This is a genomic window from Streptomyces griseoviridis (genome assembly GCF_005222485.1).
GTDB lineage: Bacteria > Actinomycetota > Actinomycetes > Streptomycetales > Streptomycetaceae > Streptomyces > Streptomyces hintoniae.
The window spans coordinates 7,752,610-7,767,430 of sequence record NZ_CP029078.1 but is presented as its reverse complement, the minus strand read 5'-3'; the positions used below and the strand labels follow the sequence as shown (position 1 = coordinate 7,767,430).

Here is a 14,821-nt window from a genome sequence, read left to right as displayed (position 1 = left end):
CGGGCAGCGCCCGCCGGACATGGGGGCGGCCGTACAGAAGGACGGAACGCGATGAAGGCATGGCAGTTCACCGAGGTCGGCAAGCCGCTGACCCGCAACGAGGTCCCGGAGCCCGAGGCGGGGCCCGGCGAGATCGTCATCGCGGTGCGGGCCGCCGGCCTCTGCCACAGTGACGTCGGCTTCCTGGACGGCACCCTCACCTCGCTCCTGCCGTTCCGCCCGATCACCCTGGGACACGAGATCGCGGGCGTCGTCGCGGCCACCGGGCCCGGCTCCACCCGTTTCGCGGTCGGCGACCGGGTCGCCGTCCCGGCGGCCATCGAGGGCCCGGGGACCTCGTCGAACGGCGGTTTCCAGCCGCGGGTCGCGGTACGGGAGGACCTGGTGATCCCGCTGCCCGACGGCATCGCCTGGGACCAGGCCGCCGCGGCGACGGACGCGGGGCTCACCTCGTACCACGCGATGATCGTGCAGGGCGGGGTGACCGCCGGCACGAAGGTCGGCGTGATCGGCCTCGGCGGCCTCGGGTCGCTGGGCGCGCAGGTGGCGCTCGCGGTCGGCGCGGAGGTCCATGTCGCGGAGAAGAACGAGAAGGTGCACGCCTTCGCCCGCGAGCTGGGCGTGGCGGGCGTGGCCACGGAAATCGGCGCGTTCGCGGAGCTGGGCCTCGACGTGATCGTGGACTTCGCCGGTTTCGGCACCACGACGGCCGCCGCCGTGGAGGCGGTACGGCGCGACGGCCGGGTGGTGCAGGTGGGGCTCGGGGTGAGCGAGGGCACGATCAACCTCCAGACGCTCACCCTCAACCAGGTCTCCCTGATCGGCTCCCAGGCGGGCACCGCCGAGGACTGCCGGGCCGTCCTCGACCTGGTGGCCGAGGGCAAGGTCACGTCCCGCACCACCCCGATCGGCTTCGACGACATCGCCGACGGCATCGGCCGTCTCGAACGCGGCGAGGTCATCGTGCGGCTCGTGGCCGTCTACGGCTGACGGCGAGCCGGGCACGGGGTCCCGGGCGGGCCGCCGCCCCGAGGACCCCGCGACGGCCCGGCCGGTCGCGCTCAGGGATGCGCGATGTCGGTGATGACCTCGTCGAAGCGCTCGACGTGCCCGGTGAAGGTGATGCTCGGGTACCTGCCTCGCAGGCGGAGCAGGGCCGCGTCCACGAAGGCCCACATGTCACCGGGGTCGGAGTAGGCGTCGAAGACGGCGTGCGCCGCCCATTCGCTGTCCTCGTTGGTCACGTACGCCTGGTACTTCTTCTCCTCCGTGGTGACGGCCATGGTTGTGTCTGCCCCCCGAGTCGTCGTCTGTCGGATGTCGTCGCGTGTGCCGACGGCGGCGGCCGGCGGTGCGACCCCCGTCGCGGTGAGAACCGCCGCCGCGCCCGTGCCCGCGGCGCCGAGCACGGCCCGCCGGGAAATCTCCGCCACAGCCCACCCCCTCGCACCGGCACCTCCGGGTGAGGGGCCGGGAGCCGACCGTATCGCCGACTCCCTTAACAGCGGCGCGACTTGGCGTAAAACCGCCTCGGCCGTCCGGGCGCCCGCGTCAGCGCGCGGCCGTCCCGCGCCCCGCGGCCCGCAGCCCCCGGTCCGCGAAGGCGATCAGCCACTCGAAGCTCTCGTCGATGTCGGCGCTCCACTGGAAGCCGCCCGCCGACTGCAAGGTGGCGAAGCCGTGGCAGAGGCTGCGCAGCGTGCGCAGGGCGTGGTCGACGTCCGCGTCGGGGAGGTCGTAGCCGCGCAGGACCGCCAGGAACGCGCTGAGCAGCCGCTTCCCAGCGGCGGCCAGCGGGTCGTCGGGGCCCGACGACTCCATGCCGACCGTCGCCGCGTACCGGCCGGGGTGGTCGAGGACGAAGCCGCGGAAGGCGCGGGCCGCGGCGGCGAGGGCGTCGCGGCCCGCGTACCCCTGGACGGCGAGCCCGACGGCGTCGGCCGCCTCGGTCAGCGCCAGGACGGCGATCCGCCGGGTGAGGTCGTCCTGGCCGCCGACGTGCTTGTACAGGGACGGGGTGCGCACGCCCAGCCGTTCGGCCAGCGATCCCATGGTCAGGTGCGCGATCCCGACCTCGTCGGCGAGGGCGGCGCCGGCCGCGACGACGGCGGCCGGGTCGAGGCCCGCCCTAGGCACGGGCGGCGTCCGAGCGCAGGAAGTCGAGCGTCAACTCGACGACCCGGTCGGGGAACTGGTCGTGCGGGTAGTGTCCGGCGCCCTCGATCATCTCCAGGCGGCCGAGTCCGGCCGGCAGCGCGTCGACGATCGCGGTTCCCTCGGCCCGCGGGTCGGCCCAGTCGGGGTCGAGGGTGCCCATCACGACCAGGACGGGGCAGCGGACGTTGCCCAGTTGGGCGCCCGCGTCGGTGGGGGCCTGGCGGCCCATGTTCTGGACGGCCTTCATCCGGCCCGGCTCGCGCAGCAGGGCGTCGACGCGCCCGAGCCGCTCGGTCCAGTCGGCGGGCTTCACGCCGGGGTAGGCCACGTCGAGGTAGGAGCGCCACATCGGGACGCTGCCGAGGAGGCCGGTGCCGAGCAGCCGCAGCATGCCCTGCCGGTAGCGCTTCACCCGCAGGTCACCGAGGCGGACCGACTGCTTCCGGGTGAACGGCGCCAGCTCGACGACCCCGGTGATCAGGGACGGTTCCCGCGCGGCGGCGATGGTGGCGGCGCCGCCCGAGACGGAGTGGCCGACGAGGACGGCCGGGCCGCCGAGGTGGCGGATCACGGCGAGCAGGTCGCCCGCGAGCGCGGTGCGGTTCCAGGCCGGCCAGTCGACGCTGGACTCGCCGCAGCCGCGCAGGTCGACGGCGGCGACCCGGTGGCCCGCCGCGACCAGCCGCGGGATCACCGCGCGGTAGGCGTCCCGGCTGTCGCCCATGCCGTGCGCGAGGACGATCAGCGGGCCCGAGCCCGTCACCTCGTACGCGATCGTGCCGCCGTCGACGGCGAGGTACTCGGTCATGACAGCTCCCGGAGAGGTTGCGGATCAGTGCGGCTAACTTCCTTAGCCAAAAGCTAACTCGATTAGCCGAAAGAGTCAACGCTTCGTCCGCGCCGGTCGACGCCACGCCCGCGCCGGTCGACGCCCGCCCGGAGCCGGCGCACCCGCGCCCGGGGCTGGGACCCTGCCGCCATGAACAGGCGTGAACGGAAGAGACTGGCGCGGAGGCTGGTCGGCGCGGCCGGTTCCGGGGACGTCGGCGCGGTGAGCGCGCTGCTGCGGGCGGGCGCCGACCCGAACGGCGCCGACCGGGACGGCGGAACCCCGCTGTACGCCGCCGCGCTCGACGGCACCCCGGAGACCGTCGCCCGCCTGCTGGCCGCGGGCGCCGACCCGGACGTCGAGAGCCGCGCCCAGACCGAGGGGACGGCCCTGTGCGCGGCCGCCGCCTGGGGCCGTACGGACGTGGTGCGGCTGCTCCTCGCCCACGGCGCCGACCCTGACCTGCGCGAGGACGACGGCACCGGCCACAGCCCCCTCGAATGGGCGCGGAAGGGCGGCCACACCGAGGCGGCCGGGCTCCTGATCGCGGCGGGGGCACGGGCGGACGTCACCTCCTAGGGGGTGTCCGGCACGTCTCCCGGAGCGGCGCCGCCCGGCGTGGTACCACTTGGGCCGCGCGGGACGATCACGCCCGTGGCGTCGCCGCTCCGAGACCGAGGGTGCAGAAGTGGGGAGTCAAGGGGTCCCGGCGTCCGTCCTGGCCGGACTCGGGTCATGGCTGCCGCCCCGCCGGGTGGCCAACGAGGAGCTGGCCGAGCCTCTGGGCCGGTCGCCCGAGTGGATGTTCCAGCGGTGCGGCATCCGCGCCCGGCACGTCGTGGACCCCGGCACCAGCACCGGGGACCTCGCGGTCGCGGCGGGCCGCGAGGCACTCGACCGGTCGGCGACCGCCGTCTCCGCCGTGGTCGTCGCCACCAGCTCGCCCGACCGGCCCTGTCCGGGCACCGCCCCGCACGTCGCCACCCGGCTGGGGCTGTCCGGCGCGGCCGCCCTGGACGTCCAGGCCGTCTGCGCCGGGTTCGTCCATGGGCTCGCGGTCGCGCAGGGACTGATCGCCGCGGGCACGGCGGACGGCGTCCTGGTGATCGGCGCCGACACCCTCTCCCTCGGCGTCGCCCCCGACGACCCGACGCGCATGCTCTTCGGCGACGGCGCGGGCGCCGTCGTCCTGCGCCGAGGGCACCGGGAGGAACCCGGGGCCCTCGGCCCCTGCCTGCTGGGCAGCGACGGCGGCGGCCGGGACCTGATCACCGTGCGCGGCGGCGGCTCCGAGGAACGTGCGGCGGCGGGCGACGTCCCCGCGGACCCGTATCTGCGACTGGTGGGGCAGGAGGTGTTCCTGCGGGCTCTGCTCCACCTGGACGAGGTCTCCCGCACCGCGCTGGACAGCGCGGGGTGGAGCCCGCGGGACGTGGACCGGGTCGTCCCGCACCAGGCGAACGCGCGGATCACCGCGATGCTGGCGCGGCGGCTCGGTGTCGCGGAGGACCGCGTGCTGGCCCGGATCGAACAGGTCGGCAACACCTCGGCCGCGTCGATCCCGCTCCTGCTCGACCAGGCGTGGCGCCGAGGCGACCTGCGCCCCGGCCACCGCGTCCTGCTCACCGCCTTCGGCGGCGGACTGACCTGGGGCGCCACCACCCTGGTGTGGCCCCGTCTCCCCCACCCGCACCGACCCCCTTCCGGAGAGATGCCATGTACGACGTCCTGACCGAGCTGCTGACCGACCGCTTCCAGGTGCGGCCCGAACTGCTCTCCCCCGAGGCCACCCCCGCCTCCCTCGGCCTGGACTCCCTGTTCCTCGTGGAGCTGTCGCTCGTGCTGGAGAAGGACCCCGGGTGCGCGATCGCCGTCGACGACCTCACCCGGGCGGACACCCTCGCCGACATCGCCCGGCTGATGCGCGACAACCTGGAAGCGCCGGCCTGACGGCGGGTCACTCGGCGAGGGCCGCCAGCAGCGTGCGCACGGCGTCGTCCGCGACACGCCGTGCGCGGGCCGCCGGGATCAGCCCGTCGATGTGGCTGAAGTTCCAGGCGAGCCGCCCGTGGCAGGTGGTGACGGCCGCCACGAGCGCGCCCATCACCGAGACACCGGTGAGGAACTGGGCGCCGTCGACCCGCAGCCGGCCCACCCGGTCGGGGAACGGGTAGCGACCGACGTTGGATAGGCATAGGTTGACCGGGCCCTTCTCGTCCATGAACCGCATGAAGGACGCGCTGTCGGCCAGCGACCCGGGGCCCGTCCGGCGCGGCAGACTGATCGTCGCCAGGTGGTCCTGGCGGGCCCGGCGGCGCACCAGGTCCCGGCTGATCTCCCGGGCCATCGGCCACAGCGACCCGCCCGGCTCGTACCGGACCCGGGTGGGGACGGTGGCCACATAGGTGCCGACCTCGTCGAGGGCGACGGGCGGCCTGAGGTCGTCGCGGAAGTCGACGGGCGAGCCGATCGAGAAGTCCGCGCCCGACGTGGTTCCCGCGTCCCGGGCGACCGCCGTCACCAGCGCGGCGGCCAGCGCGCCGTGCACCGAGGCGCCGTGCCGCCCGGCCGCCCGCACCAGCGACTCCAACTGCGCGGCGTCGAGCGTCCGGTGGACCACGCGGGTGCGCCGCTGCCCGAACGGGACCTGCCGGTCGGCGGCGATCCGCCGGGCAGGCCGCCGGGCCGACGCCCGCTGTTCGCGCCGCATCAGCGCGTCGAACCCCGCGACACCGGCGGCGCCCCGGTGGCGGCGCGGCAGCAGGTCGTCGGTCGCGGGCAGCGCCCGCCGCGACGTGACGTCGGGGGCGGCGCCGGTGTCGAGGAGCGCGACGATCTCGATCCACTCCCGCAGCAGGGACAGGCAGGTCTTGCCGTCGGCGACGGTGTGCGCCGCCGTCAGCACCAGGTCGTGCACGGTGTCCTCACCGCCCTCACCGCCCTCACCGCCCTCGCCTCCCTCGCCCACCGAGGTGACCACCAGCGCGCGCAGCAGCGGCCCGGCCCGCCAGTCGACGCTCTCCGCCAGCTCGCGGTCGTCGATCTCGCGCTGCCACCGGGTGTCGCCGTCGGCGTCGAGCGGGTTGCGGGAGACGTGCCGGAGCGGGATCTGCGTGCCGTCGAGCGGGGTGAAGGCGGGGTGGGCTCCGGTGCCGTCGTCGGTGATCGCGACGCGCAGCAGCGGGTGCCGGAGCTGGAGGACGTCCAGGGCGCGGCGGTGCAGGGAGAGCGGCAGGGACGCTCCGTCGGCGCGGACGCGGACGCGGGCGACGACGTTGAGGGGCGAGGTGCGGTCGGCGATCCAGTACAGCCGCTCCAGCGGGCTCAACTCGCGGCGCACGCGGGCGGGTTCGGCGGCGTGGGCGGCCGGGAAGGTGAGGGCCTCGGCGGTCCGGCGGGTGAGGACGGAGCGGGGCACCAACCGGAGGTAGCCCTCGCGCAGCAGCCGCCGGCGGGGGCTGTCGCCCTGGGTGAGGTCGCTCATCCTGCGGGACTCGGCCACCATCGCCCTGGTGCGGTCGCGGCGCAGGTCCTCGTAGCGGCGCAGGGCGCCCGCCGGGTCGTCGGCCGCGGCGGGCCCGGCCAGGGCGCGGGCCAGAACGACGGCGTCCTCGATGGCCGTGCCCGCGCCCTGGGCGAGGGTGGTCAGCATGGGGTGGGCGGCGTCGCCGAGGAGGGTGACGGGGCCTTCGCCCCAGCGTTCCAGGAAGGCCCGGTCGTGCGAGGGCACGGTGAGGATGTCGGCCGGTGGCGTGGCCTCGATCACCGCGGGCACCTCCCGCGCCCAGTCCGCGTAGGCCTGTAGGAGGGTCTCCTTGACGCGGGCGGGGTCGGCGGCGTCGGCGGGTCCTCGGGCGGTGGCGGTTCCTGGGGTGGTGGCGGGTGCAGTGGTCGTGGCGGGTGCGGTGGTCGTGGCCGCCCACCAGTAGCAGCGGCCGTGGCCGATGTCGATGAGGCCGAACCGCTGCCCCGCGCCCCAGTAGTGGCGCACGGCGCCGGTGGTGAGCAGCGGGTGGCGGAAGGGGACGATGCCGAGCTGGATCAGATAGCCGCTGCCTTGGGCCTGTTCGGGTCCGACGAGAGCGCGTCGCACGGCCGAGTGGAAGCCGTCGGCGCCGATCAGGACGTCCCCGCGCGCCGAACTCCCGTCCCTGAAGCGGACGGTAACGCCCGCGTCGCCGGTCTCGAAGCCGACGGCCGTGGCTCCGAGCCGGATCGGACAGTCCGCCGCCTCCACCAGCAGGGCTTCCTGGAGGTCGGAGCGGCTCAGGCAGAAACTGGGCGCGCCGGCCCGCGCGCACGCCTCCGCGAACGGCAGGTCCCTGATGCGCCGGCCGCGCCGGTCCAGGATCCTGAACGACTCGACGGCCTGGCCGCGTTTGCCGAGGCCGAGGTCGATGCCCAGACCGGCGAGTGCGATGACGGCGTTGCTCATGACCGAGAGACCGGAGCCGGCGGTGCGCAGTTCGGTGGCGCGTTCGTACACCTCGACGTCGATGCCTTGGCGCCGGAGCGCGACCGCGCAGGTCAGCCCGCCGATACCGGCGCCGATGACAAGGGCCTTGCGGGGAACATCGGTTGGCATGACGTCAGCTCTCCTGGGCGGTGCGGGCGAGGTCGGCGGTGGCGCACAGTTCGGCGAGCGTCCCGGCCAGCTGGGCGACCTGCGGTTCCTCCATGATCGTCAGGTGGTCGCCGGGCACGCCGAGGATCTGGATCCGGCCGCTGGTCATTGCGGTCCAGCCGTTGCACGGGTCCTGGTGGCGGGTGCGGGCGGCGCCGTGCAGGGCGGACAGCACGGCGGGCAGCGGCTCGGCGGCCCGGAGCAATGTGAGGTCCTGCTCCTCGTACGGAGGCCGATAGGCCAGTGTGGCCTGCCAGTTGGCGCGGTAGACGCCGAAGAGGCGGCGGACGACGGCGGCGGAGCTGCCGGCCGGCAGGACGCCCCGCTCGCTCGCGATCCGCGCCATGTGGGCGAACTTCGCTTCCGTGGAGATCAGTTCGGCGGGCAGGAGAGGTTCGGGCGGGTTGGCGCCGTCCCGGGTCCAGAGCAGTTCGTGGAAGAACCATTCCAGCGGGCCGTCGTCGTCCTGCGGGGGTCGCGGTCCCTGGTCGAGGGCGGTGGTGTCCACCACCAGCAGGGTGACGTGCTCGCCCGCCGCCCGCAGCCGCCTGGCCATCTCGAAGGCGACGAACCCGCCGAAGGACCAGCCGCCGACGGTGTACGGGCCGTGCGGCCGCACCCTGCGCAGCGCGGTGAGGTAGCCGGCCGCGAGGGCTTCCACGCTGTGCAGCGGAGTGGTGCCGGGGTCGGCTCCGGCGGCCTGGAGCGCGAACAGCGGCTGCTCTCGCGGGAGATGGCGGGAGAGACCGACGTAGCACAGGACGTTGCCGCCCATCGGGTGGACCATGAACAGCGGCGGACGGCTGCCCTCGGGACGGATCGGCACCAGCGGGTCCCAGGCGGCGACCGCCCCGCCGTCGCGCAGCCGGGCGGCGAGTCCCGCGGGGGTGGGGGTGGCGATGAACTCGGCCAGCGGGATGCGGACTTGGTAGCGCTGTTCGATGCGGACCACGAGGCGCATCGCGCTGAGGGAGGTGCCGCCGAGGTCGAAGAGGCTGTCGTGCACGCCCACCCGCTCCAGGGACAGCACGTCCGCGAGCATCTCGGTCAGGGTCCGCTCGTAGGCGTCGCGCGGCCCGGTGTCGGGGGTGCGGGGCGGGGCGGTCAGTGGAGCCTCGCGCAGTGCGGCGTCGTCGCGTTTGCCGCTGGGCGTCAGCGGCCACTGGGTGACCCATTGGAGGTGCGTGGGGACCATGTGGTCGGGCAGGGTGGCGCGCAGCCGCTCCTTGACGGCGGCCAGGTCCGCTTCGTCGCCCTCGCCGAGCAGGAACGCGGCGAGGCAGGTCTCGCCGTCCGGGCCGCGCCGGGCCACGACGGCGGCGTCCCGCAGCCCGGTCGAGCGGTCCGCGAGGCCGGTGAGGGCCAGTTCCACCTCCGCCGGTTCCACCCGGAAGCCGCGGACCTTGACCTGGGCGTCGTCGCGTCCGAGGAAGACGATGTCGCCGCCGGGGAGCACCATGGCGAGGTCGCCGGTGCGGTAGAGCCTGCGGTCCCCGTCCGCGAACGGGTGCGGCAGGAAGCGCTCCTCGGTCAGGTCGGGGCGCCCCTCGTAGCCGTCGGCCAGGCAGCCGCCGCCGATGTGGAGGTGCCCGCGCGCGCCGACCGGCACCGGACGCATCCGGTCGTCCAGGACGTGCACCTCGGCCCCGTCGATGGGGCGGCCGATCGGCGGCAGCGCGGGGAAGGCCGCCGGGTCGCCCGTCATGGTGAACGCGGTGACGACGTGGGTCTCGGTGGGGCCGTACTGGTTCTCCAGCACGACGCCCGGCAGCGCGGCGCATAGCGCGCGGATCTCGGGGGTGACGCGCAGTTGCTCACCACAGCTGATCACCGAGCGCAGGGTGCGTGGCGTGATGCCCAACGTGATTGCCGCCTCGGCCAGTTGCTGGAGGGCGACCGGGGGAAGGTAGACCTGTTCGACGCGTTCGCGCTCCAGCAGGCGCAGCAGCGCGGGCGGGTCGCGCCGTTCGGTGTCGTCGGCGAGGCAGAGGGTGCCGCCGGAGGAGAGCGTGCAGAAGATCTCCTGGAAGGAGATGTCGAAGCTCAACGGCGCGTGCTGGAGGGTCACTCCGCCCGGGACGGCGCTGGCCGCCCCGGCCTGCCAGTGGGCCAGCGCCGCGAGGGTGCGGTGCGGCATGGCGACGCCCTTGGGTGCCCCGGTGGAGCCCGAGGTGAACAGGACGTACGCGGTGCTCTCGGGGTCGGGTCCGCTGTCCGCGGGGCAGGCGGGCGCCGGTGCGGCCACCGTCTCGGCGGGCAGCAGCAGCTCCGGGTCACCGGCGAGTCGCGCGTGGCGGGCCGAGGCCACGACGCGGAAGGGCCGGGCCTGTTCGACCATCGAGGCCAGCCGGGCGGCCGGATAGCCGACGTCCATGGGGACGACCGCGCAGCCCGCCCGCAGGACACCGAGGAGCACCGCGATGGTCAGCGGGGAGCGGTCCATGGCGATCCCGATCCGGGCGTTCTCCGGGGCGCCGAGCGCGTGCAGTCGCCCGGCGACGTTCTCGGCGGTCTCGAACAGCCGGGCGTAGCTCCACCGTTCGTCGCCCTTGACCAGGGCGGTCGCGTCCGGGGTGCGTCGGGCCCGGTCGGCGATGAGCGCCACGACCGTCGTCCCCGCCACCGGGGACGCGATGGCCGGGCGGGGGGCGAGGAAGGCGAAGTCCGGTCGCTCGTGGGGCTGTTGGACCATGCGGTCCAGGATGCCGAGGAATCCGGCGGCGAACAGGTCGCCCTGTTCGGCGGCGAACGTGGTGCCGTCGCAGTCGACGCGCAGCCACATGCCGGTGCCGTCGGGTTCGGTGACGGCGTTCACCATGAGCCGCAGGTCGTTCTCCTCCCAGCTGTCGAAGCGCGTCAGCCGCAGCCCCGGCAGGCCGAGGACCGGCGCGAGCTGGTGGAAGTGGACGTAGTTGAAGGCGGTGTCGACGACGGGTCCGCCGTGGTCCTCCCGCATCGCGCTCAGCGGGTAGCGGCGGTGGGGGTGGCTCTCCCGTTCCTGGCGAAAGCTCTCCCGTGCCACCTCGAGCCAGCTGTCGCGCGCGGTGTCCAGACGGACGGGGACGGTGTTCAGGAACAGTCCGGCGGTGCGCTCGGCACCGGCGAGTTCGGGGCGGCCGTGCGTGATCAGGCCGGTGGTCACCTCATGGGTGCCGGCCAGCATGGCGAGGGTGAGGCCGTGCGCGGCGAGGAGCACCGACTTGAGCGGCAGGGCGTGTCGTGCGGCGAAGTGCCGTGTGCGCGCGAGGAGATCACCGTCGAGGTCGATCCGGCGCGAGGCCGGCCGGTGGCCGGTGGCCGGCAGGTGCGGGGTGAACGCCTCGACCGGCGGCGGCTCGCTGCCGGCCAGCTTCCGCCGCCAGTGCTGCCGGGCCTCGGCCGATCCCAACGCGGCGCGCTCCAGCGGGACATGGGCGGCGGGTGAGGGCGGCGCGGTGTCGTCGACCGGGCCGATGCCGAGGCCGAGGCCGTGCGCGTAGTCCTGGAGCAGCTCCCTGAGCAGGGTGGCGACGCTGCCGCCGTCGAGGAGCGCGTGGTGGAAGCTGAGCACCAGGTCGACGGCGTCGGACCGCACATGGGCGCGGAGCAGGTAGAGCGGCGCCCGCTCGAACACGTAGGGGTGCAGGCGTCGTTGTTCGATGTGGGCGCGGACCTCGGTCTCGGCCGCCGCGCTGTCGAGGGGGCGCAGATCGACGATCTCCAGGCCGCCGCGCACCTGGGCCGCGACGACCTGGAGGGGCTCGGCGCCCGCCAGGTCGAAGGCGGAGCGCAGCGCCGGGTGACGGGCCGTCAGCCGGTCGAAGGAGCGCCGGAACTTCGCCTCCTGCCAGGGCATGTCGAGGGTGTAGCGGAAGACGTCCCGGTACGTGGCCGAGGTCTCGTGTCTGCGGCTGTGGTAGAGCAGGCCGAGGGGGAGCCTGGTCAGCGGGAAGGCGTCCTCGGCGTCCCGCACCCGGGCCCGGTCGACGTCGGTCACCAGGGCGAAGGGCGCCGGGGCGGTCCCGGTCCCGCCCGTCTCGCACGCGTCGGCGCGGGCGGCGAGGGCGGCCACCGTCGGGTGGTTCAGCAGGTCGGTGAGCGAGAAGCGCAGGCCGCGGGCCTCGGCCTCGGCGCGCACTCTGAGCATCAGGATGGAGTCGCCGCCGAGGGCGAAGTAGTCGTCGTGGATCCCCACGGCCGGGTGGCCGAGGACCTCGGCCCAGATCTCGGCGAGGACGGTCTCGGCGCGGGTGCGCGGCTGCCCGTCGACGGGGGCGGCCGGTGCGCCGGGCGGGGGCAGTGCCAGGGCGTCGGCCTTGCCGCCGGGGGTCAGCGGGATGGCGTCGATCCGGGTGAGGGAGGCCGGGACCATGAACGCGGGCAGGGTCCGCCCGAGCCGTTCGCGCAGCGACCGGGTGTCGAGGGGGGCCGCGGCGATGTAGTAGCCGGCCAGGACGGTGCCCCGGTCGGGCTCGGTGCGACCGACCACGACGGCGTCCAGGACGCCTGGTGCGGCGCGCAGGGCGGCGGCGACCTCGTCGGGTTCGACGCGCAGCCCACGGATCTTGACCTGGTCGTCGATCCGGCCGCGGAACTCCAGGGTGCCGTCCGTACGCCACCGGGCGAGGTCGCCGCTGCGGTAGAGGCGCCCGCCGGGCACGAAGGGGTCGTCGCCGAACCTCTCGGCGGTCAGCTCCGGGCGGTCGAGATAGCCTCGGGCGACTCCGACTCCGCCGATTGCCAACTCGCCCACGACTCCGACGGGTTGCGGGTGGTCGTCGGGGCCCAGCACATAGAGCCTGGTGTTGTCGATCGGCCGGCCGATGGGCACCCGGGCGATGCCGTGCGCGGGGGCGTCGAGGCGGTCGCGGCATTCGTGGAACGACACGTCGACGGTGGCCTCGGTCGGACCGTACAGGTTCACCAGCTCAGCTCGGTACGGGAGTTGGCTCTCTTCGCGGGATCGGTCCGCGAGCCGCTGGAACTGGGCGACCCGGGCGGCGGGCAGTACCTCGCCGCTCGTGAAGACGTGCCGCAGAGTGCGGACGGAGGCACGGGCGGAGGCGGACTCCTCAAGGAGATCGAGGAACGGGCCGAGCATCGAGGGGACGAAGTGCACGGCGGTGACCCGGTGTTCGCGGATCGCCCGCACCACCTCGCGCGGGTCCCGGTGCCCGCCGGGCGGCAGCAGGGCCACGGCCGCGCCCTCGACGGCCCACCAGAACAGCTCCCACACCGACACGTCGAAGGACACCGGCGTCTTCTGGAGGAGGACGTCGTGTGCGCCGAGCGGGTAGCGGTGCTGCATCCAGGCGAGCCGGTTGACCACGCTGCGGTGCTCGACCATGACGCCCTTGGGGCGCCCGGTCGACCCTGAGGTGTAGATGACGTAGGCCAGGTCACCGGAGGTGGCCAGCGGCTCGACCGGGTCCGCGCTGCCGGTCAGCAGGGAGCCGACGGGCCGCACGCGGGCGCCACCGCGGGGGTGGGCGGGCGCGTCGTCGTCGACGATCACGACCTTGGCGCGGCTGTCGGACAGCAGCAGCTCCACCCGCTCGGCCGGGTACCCGGGGTCCACCGGGACGTAGGCGCCGCCGGACTTGAGGATGCCGAGCAGCGCGACCAGCAACCGGGGCCCGCGTTCCATCAGCACCGCGACCCGGTCGTCCGGCCCCACGCCGTCCGCGCGCAGCGCCCGCGCTACCTGGTTGGCGCGCTCGTCGAGTGCGGCGTAGGTCAGCGTCTCCCCGGACGGCGCGACGACCGCGGTCCGGTCCGGGGTGCGGACGGCCCGCTCCTCGAACAGGCCGTGCAGGGTGGCCTGTTCGGGGAACGACGCCTGCCGGCCGAGGGCGCGCCCGGCGGTGAGGTCGCGGTGTTCGGCCGGGGTCAGCAGGGGCACCTCGGACAGCGGCCGGTCCAGCAGGTCGAGGCCGTGTTCCAGGAGGACCGTGAGATGACCGGCCAGGGCGGTGACGGTCAGGTCGCCGTCGAAGGCGTCCTGGGCCCAGTCGAGGTCGACGCGGAGGTCGTCCGTGTCGTCGAAGGCGTTGACCAGGACGCCGAGCGCGTCCTGGTCGTGCGCGGGTGCCAGCAGGACGGGCCGCCGCACGAGGTCCGAACCACCTTGCCGCCTGGTCCAGTTGGCGTAGGAGAGTGTGACGTCGAAGAGTTGGCGCGGGCCCGCGGCCGGGGCGGGTACCTCGCGGAGGATGTCACCGAGCGCCAGCCGCTCGTGGCGGCGCAGGACGCCGGTCGCGCGCTGGATCTCGGTGAGCAGGTCCCGGACGCCGCGCCCGCCGGGTGCCGCGACCCGCAACGGCAGGGTGTTGGCGAACTGGCCGAGGACGTCACCGTTGCGTGCCGCCGACCGGTTGAGGAAGGGGACGCCGAGGACGACCTCCTCACTCCGGTGCAGCCGTGTCAGATACGTGCCGAGCATCGCCGCGACGTAGGTGAACGGCCAGAAGCCCGCCGCGCGGACCCGGCCGACGAGGTCGCCGTCGATCACGAAGGAGTGCCGGGCCCGGTTCCGGGAACCACCGTCGGCCACCGGGGCGTCCGTCGCGCGGTCCGCGGTCCAACGGGCGTCCGCCGGGCGGGGGAAGAGGGCCGGAGTGAGGTCGTCGAGGTACGCGCGGAAGAAGGCGCGGTCGCGGTCGCCGTCCGGACCGGCGCGGTAGGCGGCGTCCTCCTCGACCAGCGCGAGGTAGGAGGGCGCCTCGGGGATGTCAGCGGGGGCGATGGTGCGCGGGTCGCGGGCACAGTCCTGGAGGATCTCGTGGCTCAGCCGGTCGAGGGTCCAGCCGTCGGCGACGATGTGGTGCGCCTTGAGGTGCAGATGCGTGACGTCCCGGCTCTCCAGCAGGACGGTGGCCTCGACGAGGCAGCCGCCGGTGAGCGGCAGGGCGCGGGCCAGCGAGTCGCGCATCCACGCGGCGCAGGCCGCGGCGGGCTCGGACGTGCGCGACAGGTCGAGCACGGTGACCGGGACGCGTTCCGCGGTCAGCCGCTGGAAGGGCACGCCCGCGCGGTCGGCGAACCGCAGCCGGACCGTTTCGTGGCGGTGCAGCGCCCGCTCCACGCTGTCGGCGAGCCGGTCGCGGTCGATCCCGCCCGGCAGCCGTTCGTGGAGCACGCAGTTGAACTGCGGCGACCCCGGCGCCCGGGAACCGACGGACCACACGTCCCGCTGGTACGCCGTCAACGGGTAGGACGCGTGCTGGTTCATG

General features: G+C 74.7%; 9 protein-coding genes. 4 read left to right on the top strand and 5 right to left on the bottom strand.

Annotated elements, in window-relative coordinates; genetic code table 11:
• The first annotated feature begins 51 nt into the window (after positions 1-51).
• Positions 52-990: a zinc-binding dehydrogenase gene (locus DDJ31_RS33625; RefSeq protein ID WP_127176645.1), complete on the top strand. Its 939-nt coding sequence runs from the start codon at positions 52-54 to the stop codon at positions 988-990.
• A gap of 71 nt (positions 991-1,061) precedes the next feature.
• Here DDJ31_RS33625 and DDJ31_RS33620 read toward each other — a convergent pair whose 3' ends face one another.
• The 3 genes from DDJ31_RS33620 to DDJ31_RS33610 form a co-directional block, all read right to left on the bottom strand.
• The gene (locus tag DDJ31_RS33620) at positions 1,062-1,283 is read right to left on the bottom strand and encodes a hypothetical protein (RefSeq protein WP_127176646.1); all 222 of its coding nucleotides are present in this window, start codon (positions 1,281-1,283) and stop codon (positions 1,062-1,064) included.
• A gap of 268 nt (positions 1,284-1,551) precedes the next feature.
• Complete coding sequence (locus tag DDJ31_RS33615; protein ID WP_240678372.1) at positions 1,552-2,052, bottom strand: WHG domain-containing protein; 501 nt, start codon at positions 2,050-2,052, stop codon at positions 1,552-1,554.
• Between the two features lie 76 nt (positions 2,053-2,128).
• Positions 2,129-2,965 (bottom strand): alpha/beta fold hydrolase, encoded by an 837-nt coding sequence (locus tag DDJ31_RS33610; protein WP_127176648.1) that lies wholly within the window; start codon positions 2,963-2,965, stop codon positions 2,129-2,131.
• 171 nt (positions 2,966-3,136) lie between these two features.
• On the opposite strand from DDJ31_RS33610, the gene DDJ31_RS33605 reads away from it, so the two are divergent.
• The 3 genes from DDJ31_RS33605 to DDJ31_RS33595 all read left to right on the top strand — a co-directional run bounded on the left by DDJ31_RS33605 (position 3,137) and on the right by DDJ31_RS33595 (position 4,936).
• Positions 3,137-3,565: an ankyrin repeat domain-containing protein gene (locus DDJ31_RS33605; RefSeq protein ID WP_127176649.1), complete on the top strand. Its 429-nt coding sequence runs from the start codon at positions 3,137-3,139 to the stop codon at positions 3,563-3,565.
• Positions 3,566-3,674: 109 nt separating this feature from the next.
• Positions 3,675-4,718 carry a 3-oxoacyl-ACP synthase III family protein gene (locus DDJ31_RS33600; protein WP_127176650.1) on the top strand — a complete coding sequence of 348 codons (1,044 nt, stop codon included), beginning with the start codon at positions 3,675-3,677 and terminating at the stop codon, positions 4,716-4,718.
• Positions 4,703-4,936: an acyl carrier protein gene (locus DDJ31_RS33595; RefSeq protein ID WP_127176651.1), complete on the top strand. Its 234-nt coding sequence runs from the start codon at positions 4,703-4,705 to the stop codon at positions 4,934-4,936. Before DDJ31_RS33600 ends, DDJ31_RS33595 begins: the two co-directional genes overlap by 16 nt.
• 7 nt (positions 4,937-4,943) lie before the next feature.
• On the opposite strand, the gene DDJ31_RS33590 is transcribed toward DDJ31_RS33595, so the two are convergent.
• Both DDJ31_RS33590 and DDJ31_RS33585 read right to left on the bottom strand, forming a co-directional pair.
• Positions 4,944-7,571, bottom strand: a complete 2,628-nt coding sequence (locus DDJ31_RS33590; RefSeq protein WP_127176652.1) for an FAD-dependent monooxygenase — start codon at positions 7,569-7,571, stop codon at positions 4,944-4,946.
• 4 nt (positions 7,572-7,575) lie between these two features.
• The gene (locus tag DDJ31_RS33585) at positions 7,576-14,820 is read right to left on the bottom strand and encodes an amino acid adenylation domain-containing protein (protein ID WP_127182479.1); all 7,245 of its coding nucleotides are present in this window, start codon (positions 14,818-14,820) and stop codon (positions 7,576-7,578) included.
• Position 14,821: the final 1 nt, after the last annotated feature.

Coding starts and splice junctions, on each gene's coding strand:
- DDJ31_RS33605 (WP_127176649.1), top strand. CDS start 3,137: ATGAACAGGCGTGAACGGAAGAGACTGGCGCGGAGGCTGGTCGGCGCG.
- DDJ31_RS33610 (WP_127176648.1), bottom strand. CDS start 2,965: ATGACCGAGTACCTCGCCGTCGACGGCGGCACGATCGCGTACGAGGTG.
- DDJ31_RS33620 (WP_127176646.1), bottom strand. CDS start 1,283: ATGGCCGTCACCACGGAGGAGAAGAAGTACCAGGCGTACGTGACCAAC.
- DDJ31_RS33585 (WP_127182479.1), bottom strand. CDS start 14,820: ATGAACCAGCACGCGTCCTACCCGTTGACGGCGTACCAGCGGGACGTG.
- DDJ31_RS33595 (WP_127176651.1), top strand. CDS start 4,703: ATGTACGACGTCCTGACCGAGCTGCTGACCGACCGCTTCCAGGTGCGG.
- DDJ31_RS33615 (WP_240678372.1), bottom strand. CDS start 2,052: ATGGGATCGCTGGCCGAACGGCTGGGCGTGCGCACCCCGTCCCTGTAC.
- DDJ31_RS33590 (WP_127176652.1), bottom strand. CDS start 7,571: ATGCCAACCGATGTTCCCCGCAAGGCCCTTGTCATCGGCGCCGGTATC.
- DDJ31_RS33625 (WP_127176645.1), top strand. CDS start 52: ATGAAGGCATGGCAGTTCACCGAGGTCGGCAAGCCGCTGACCCGCAAC.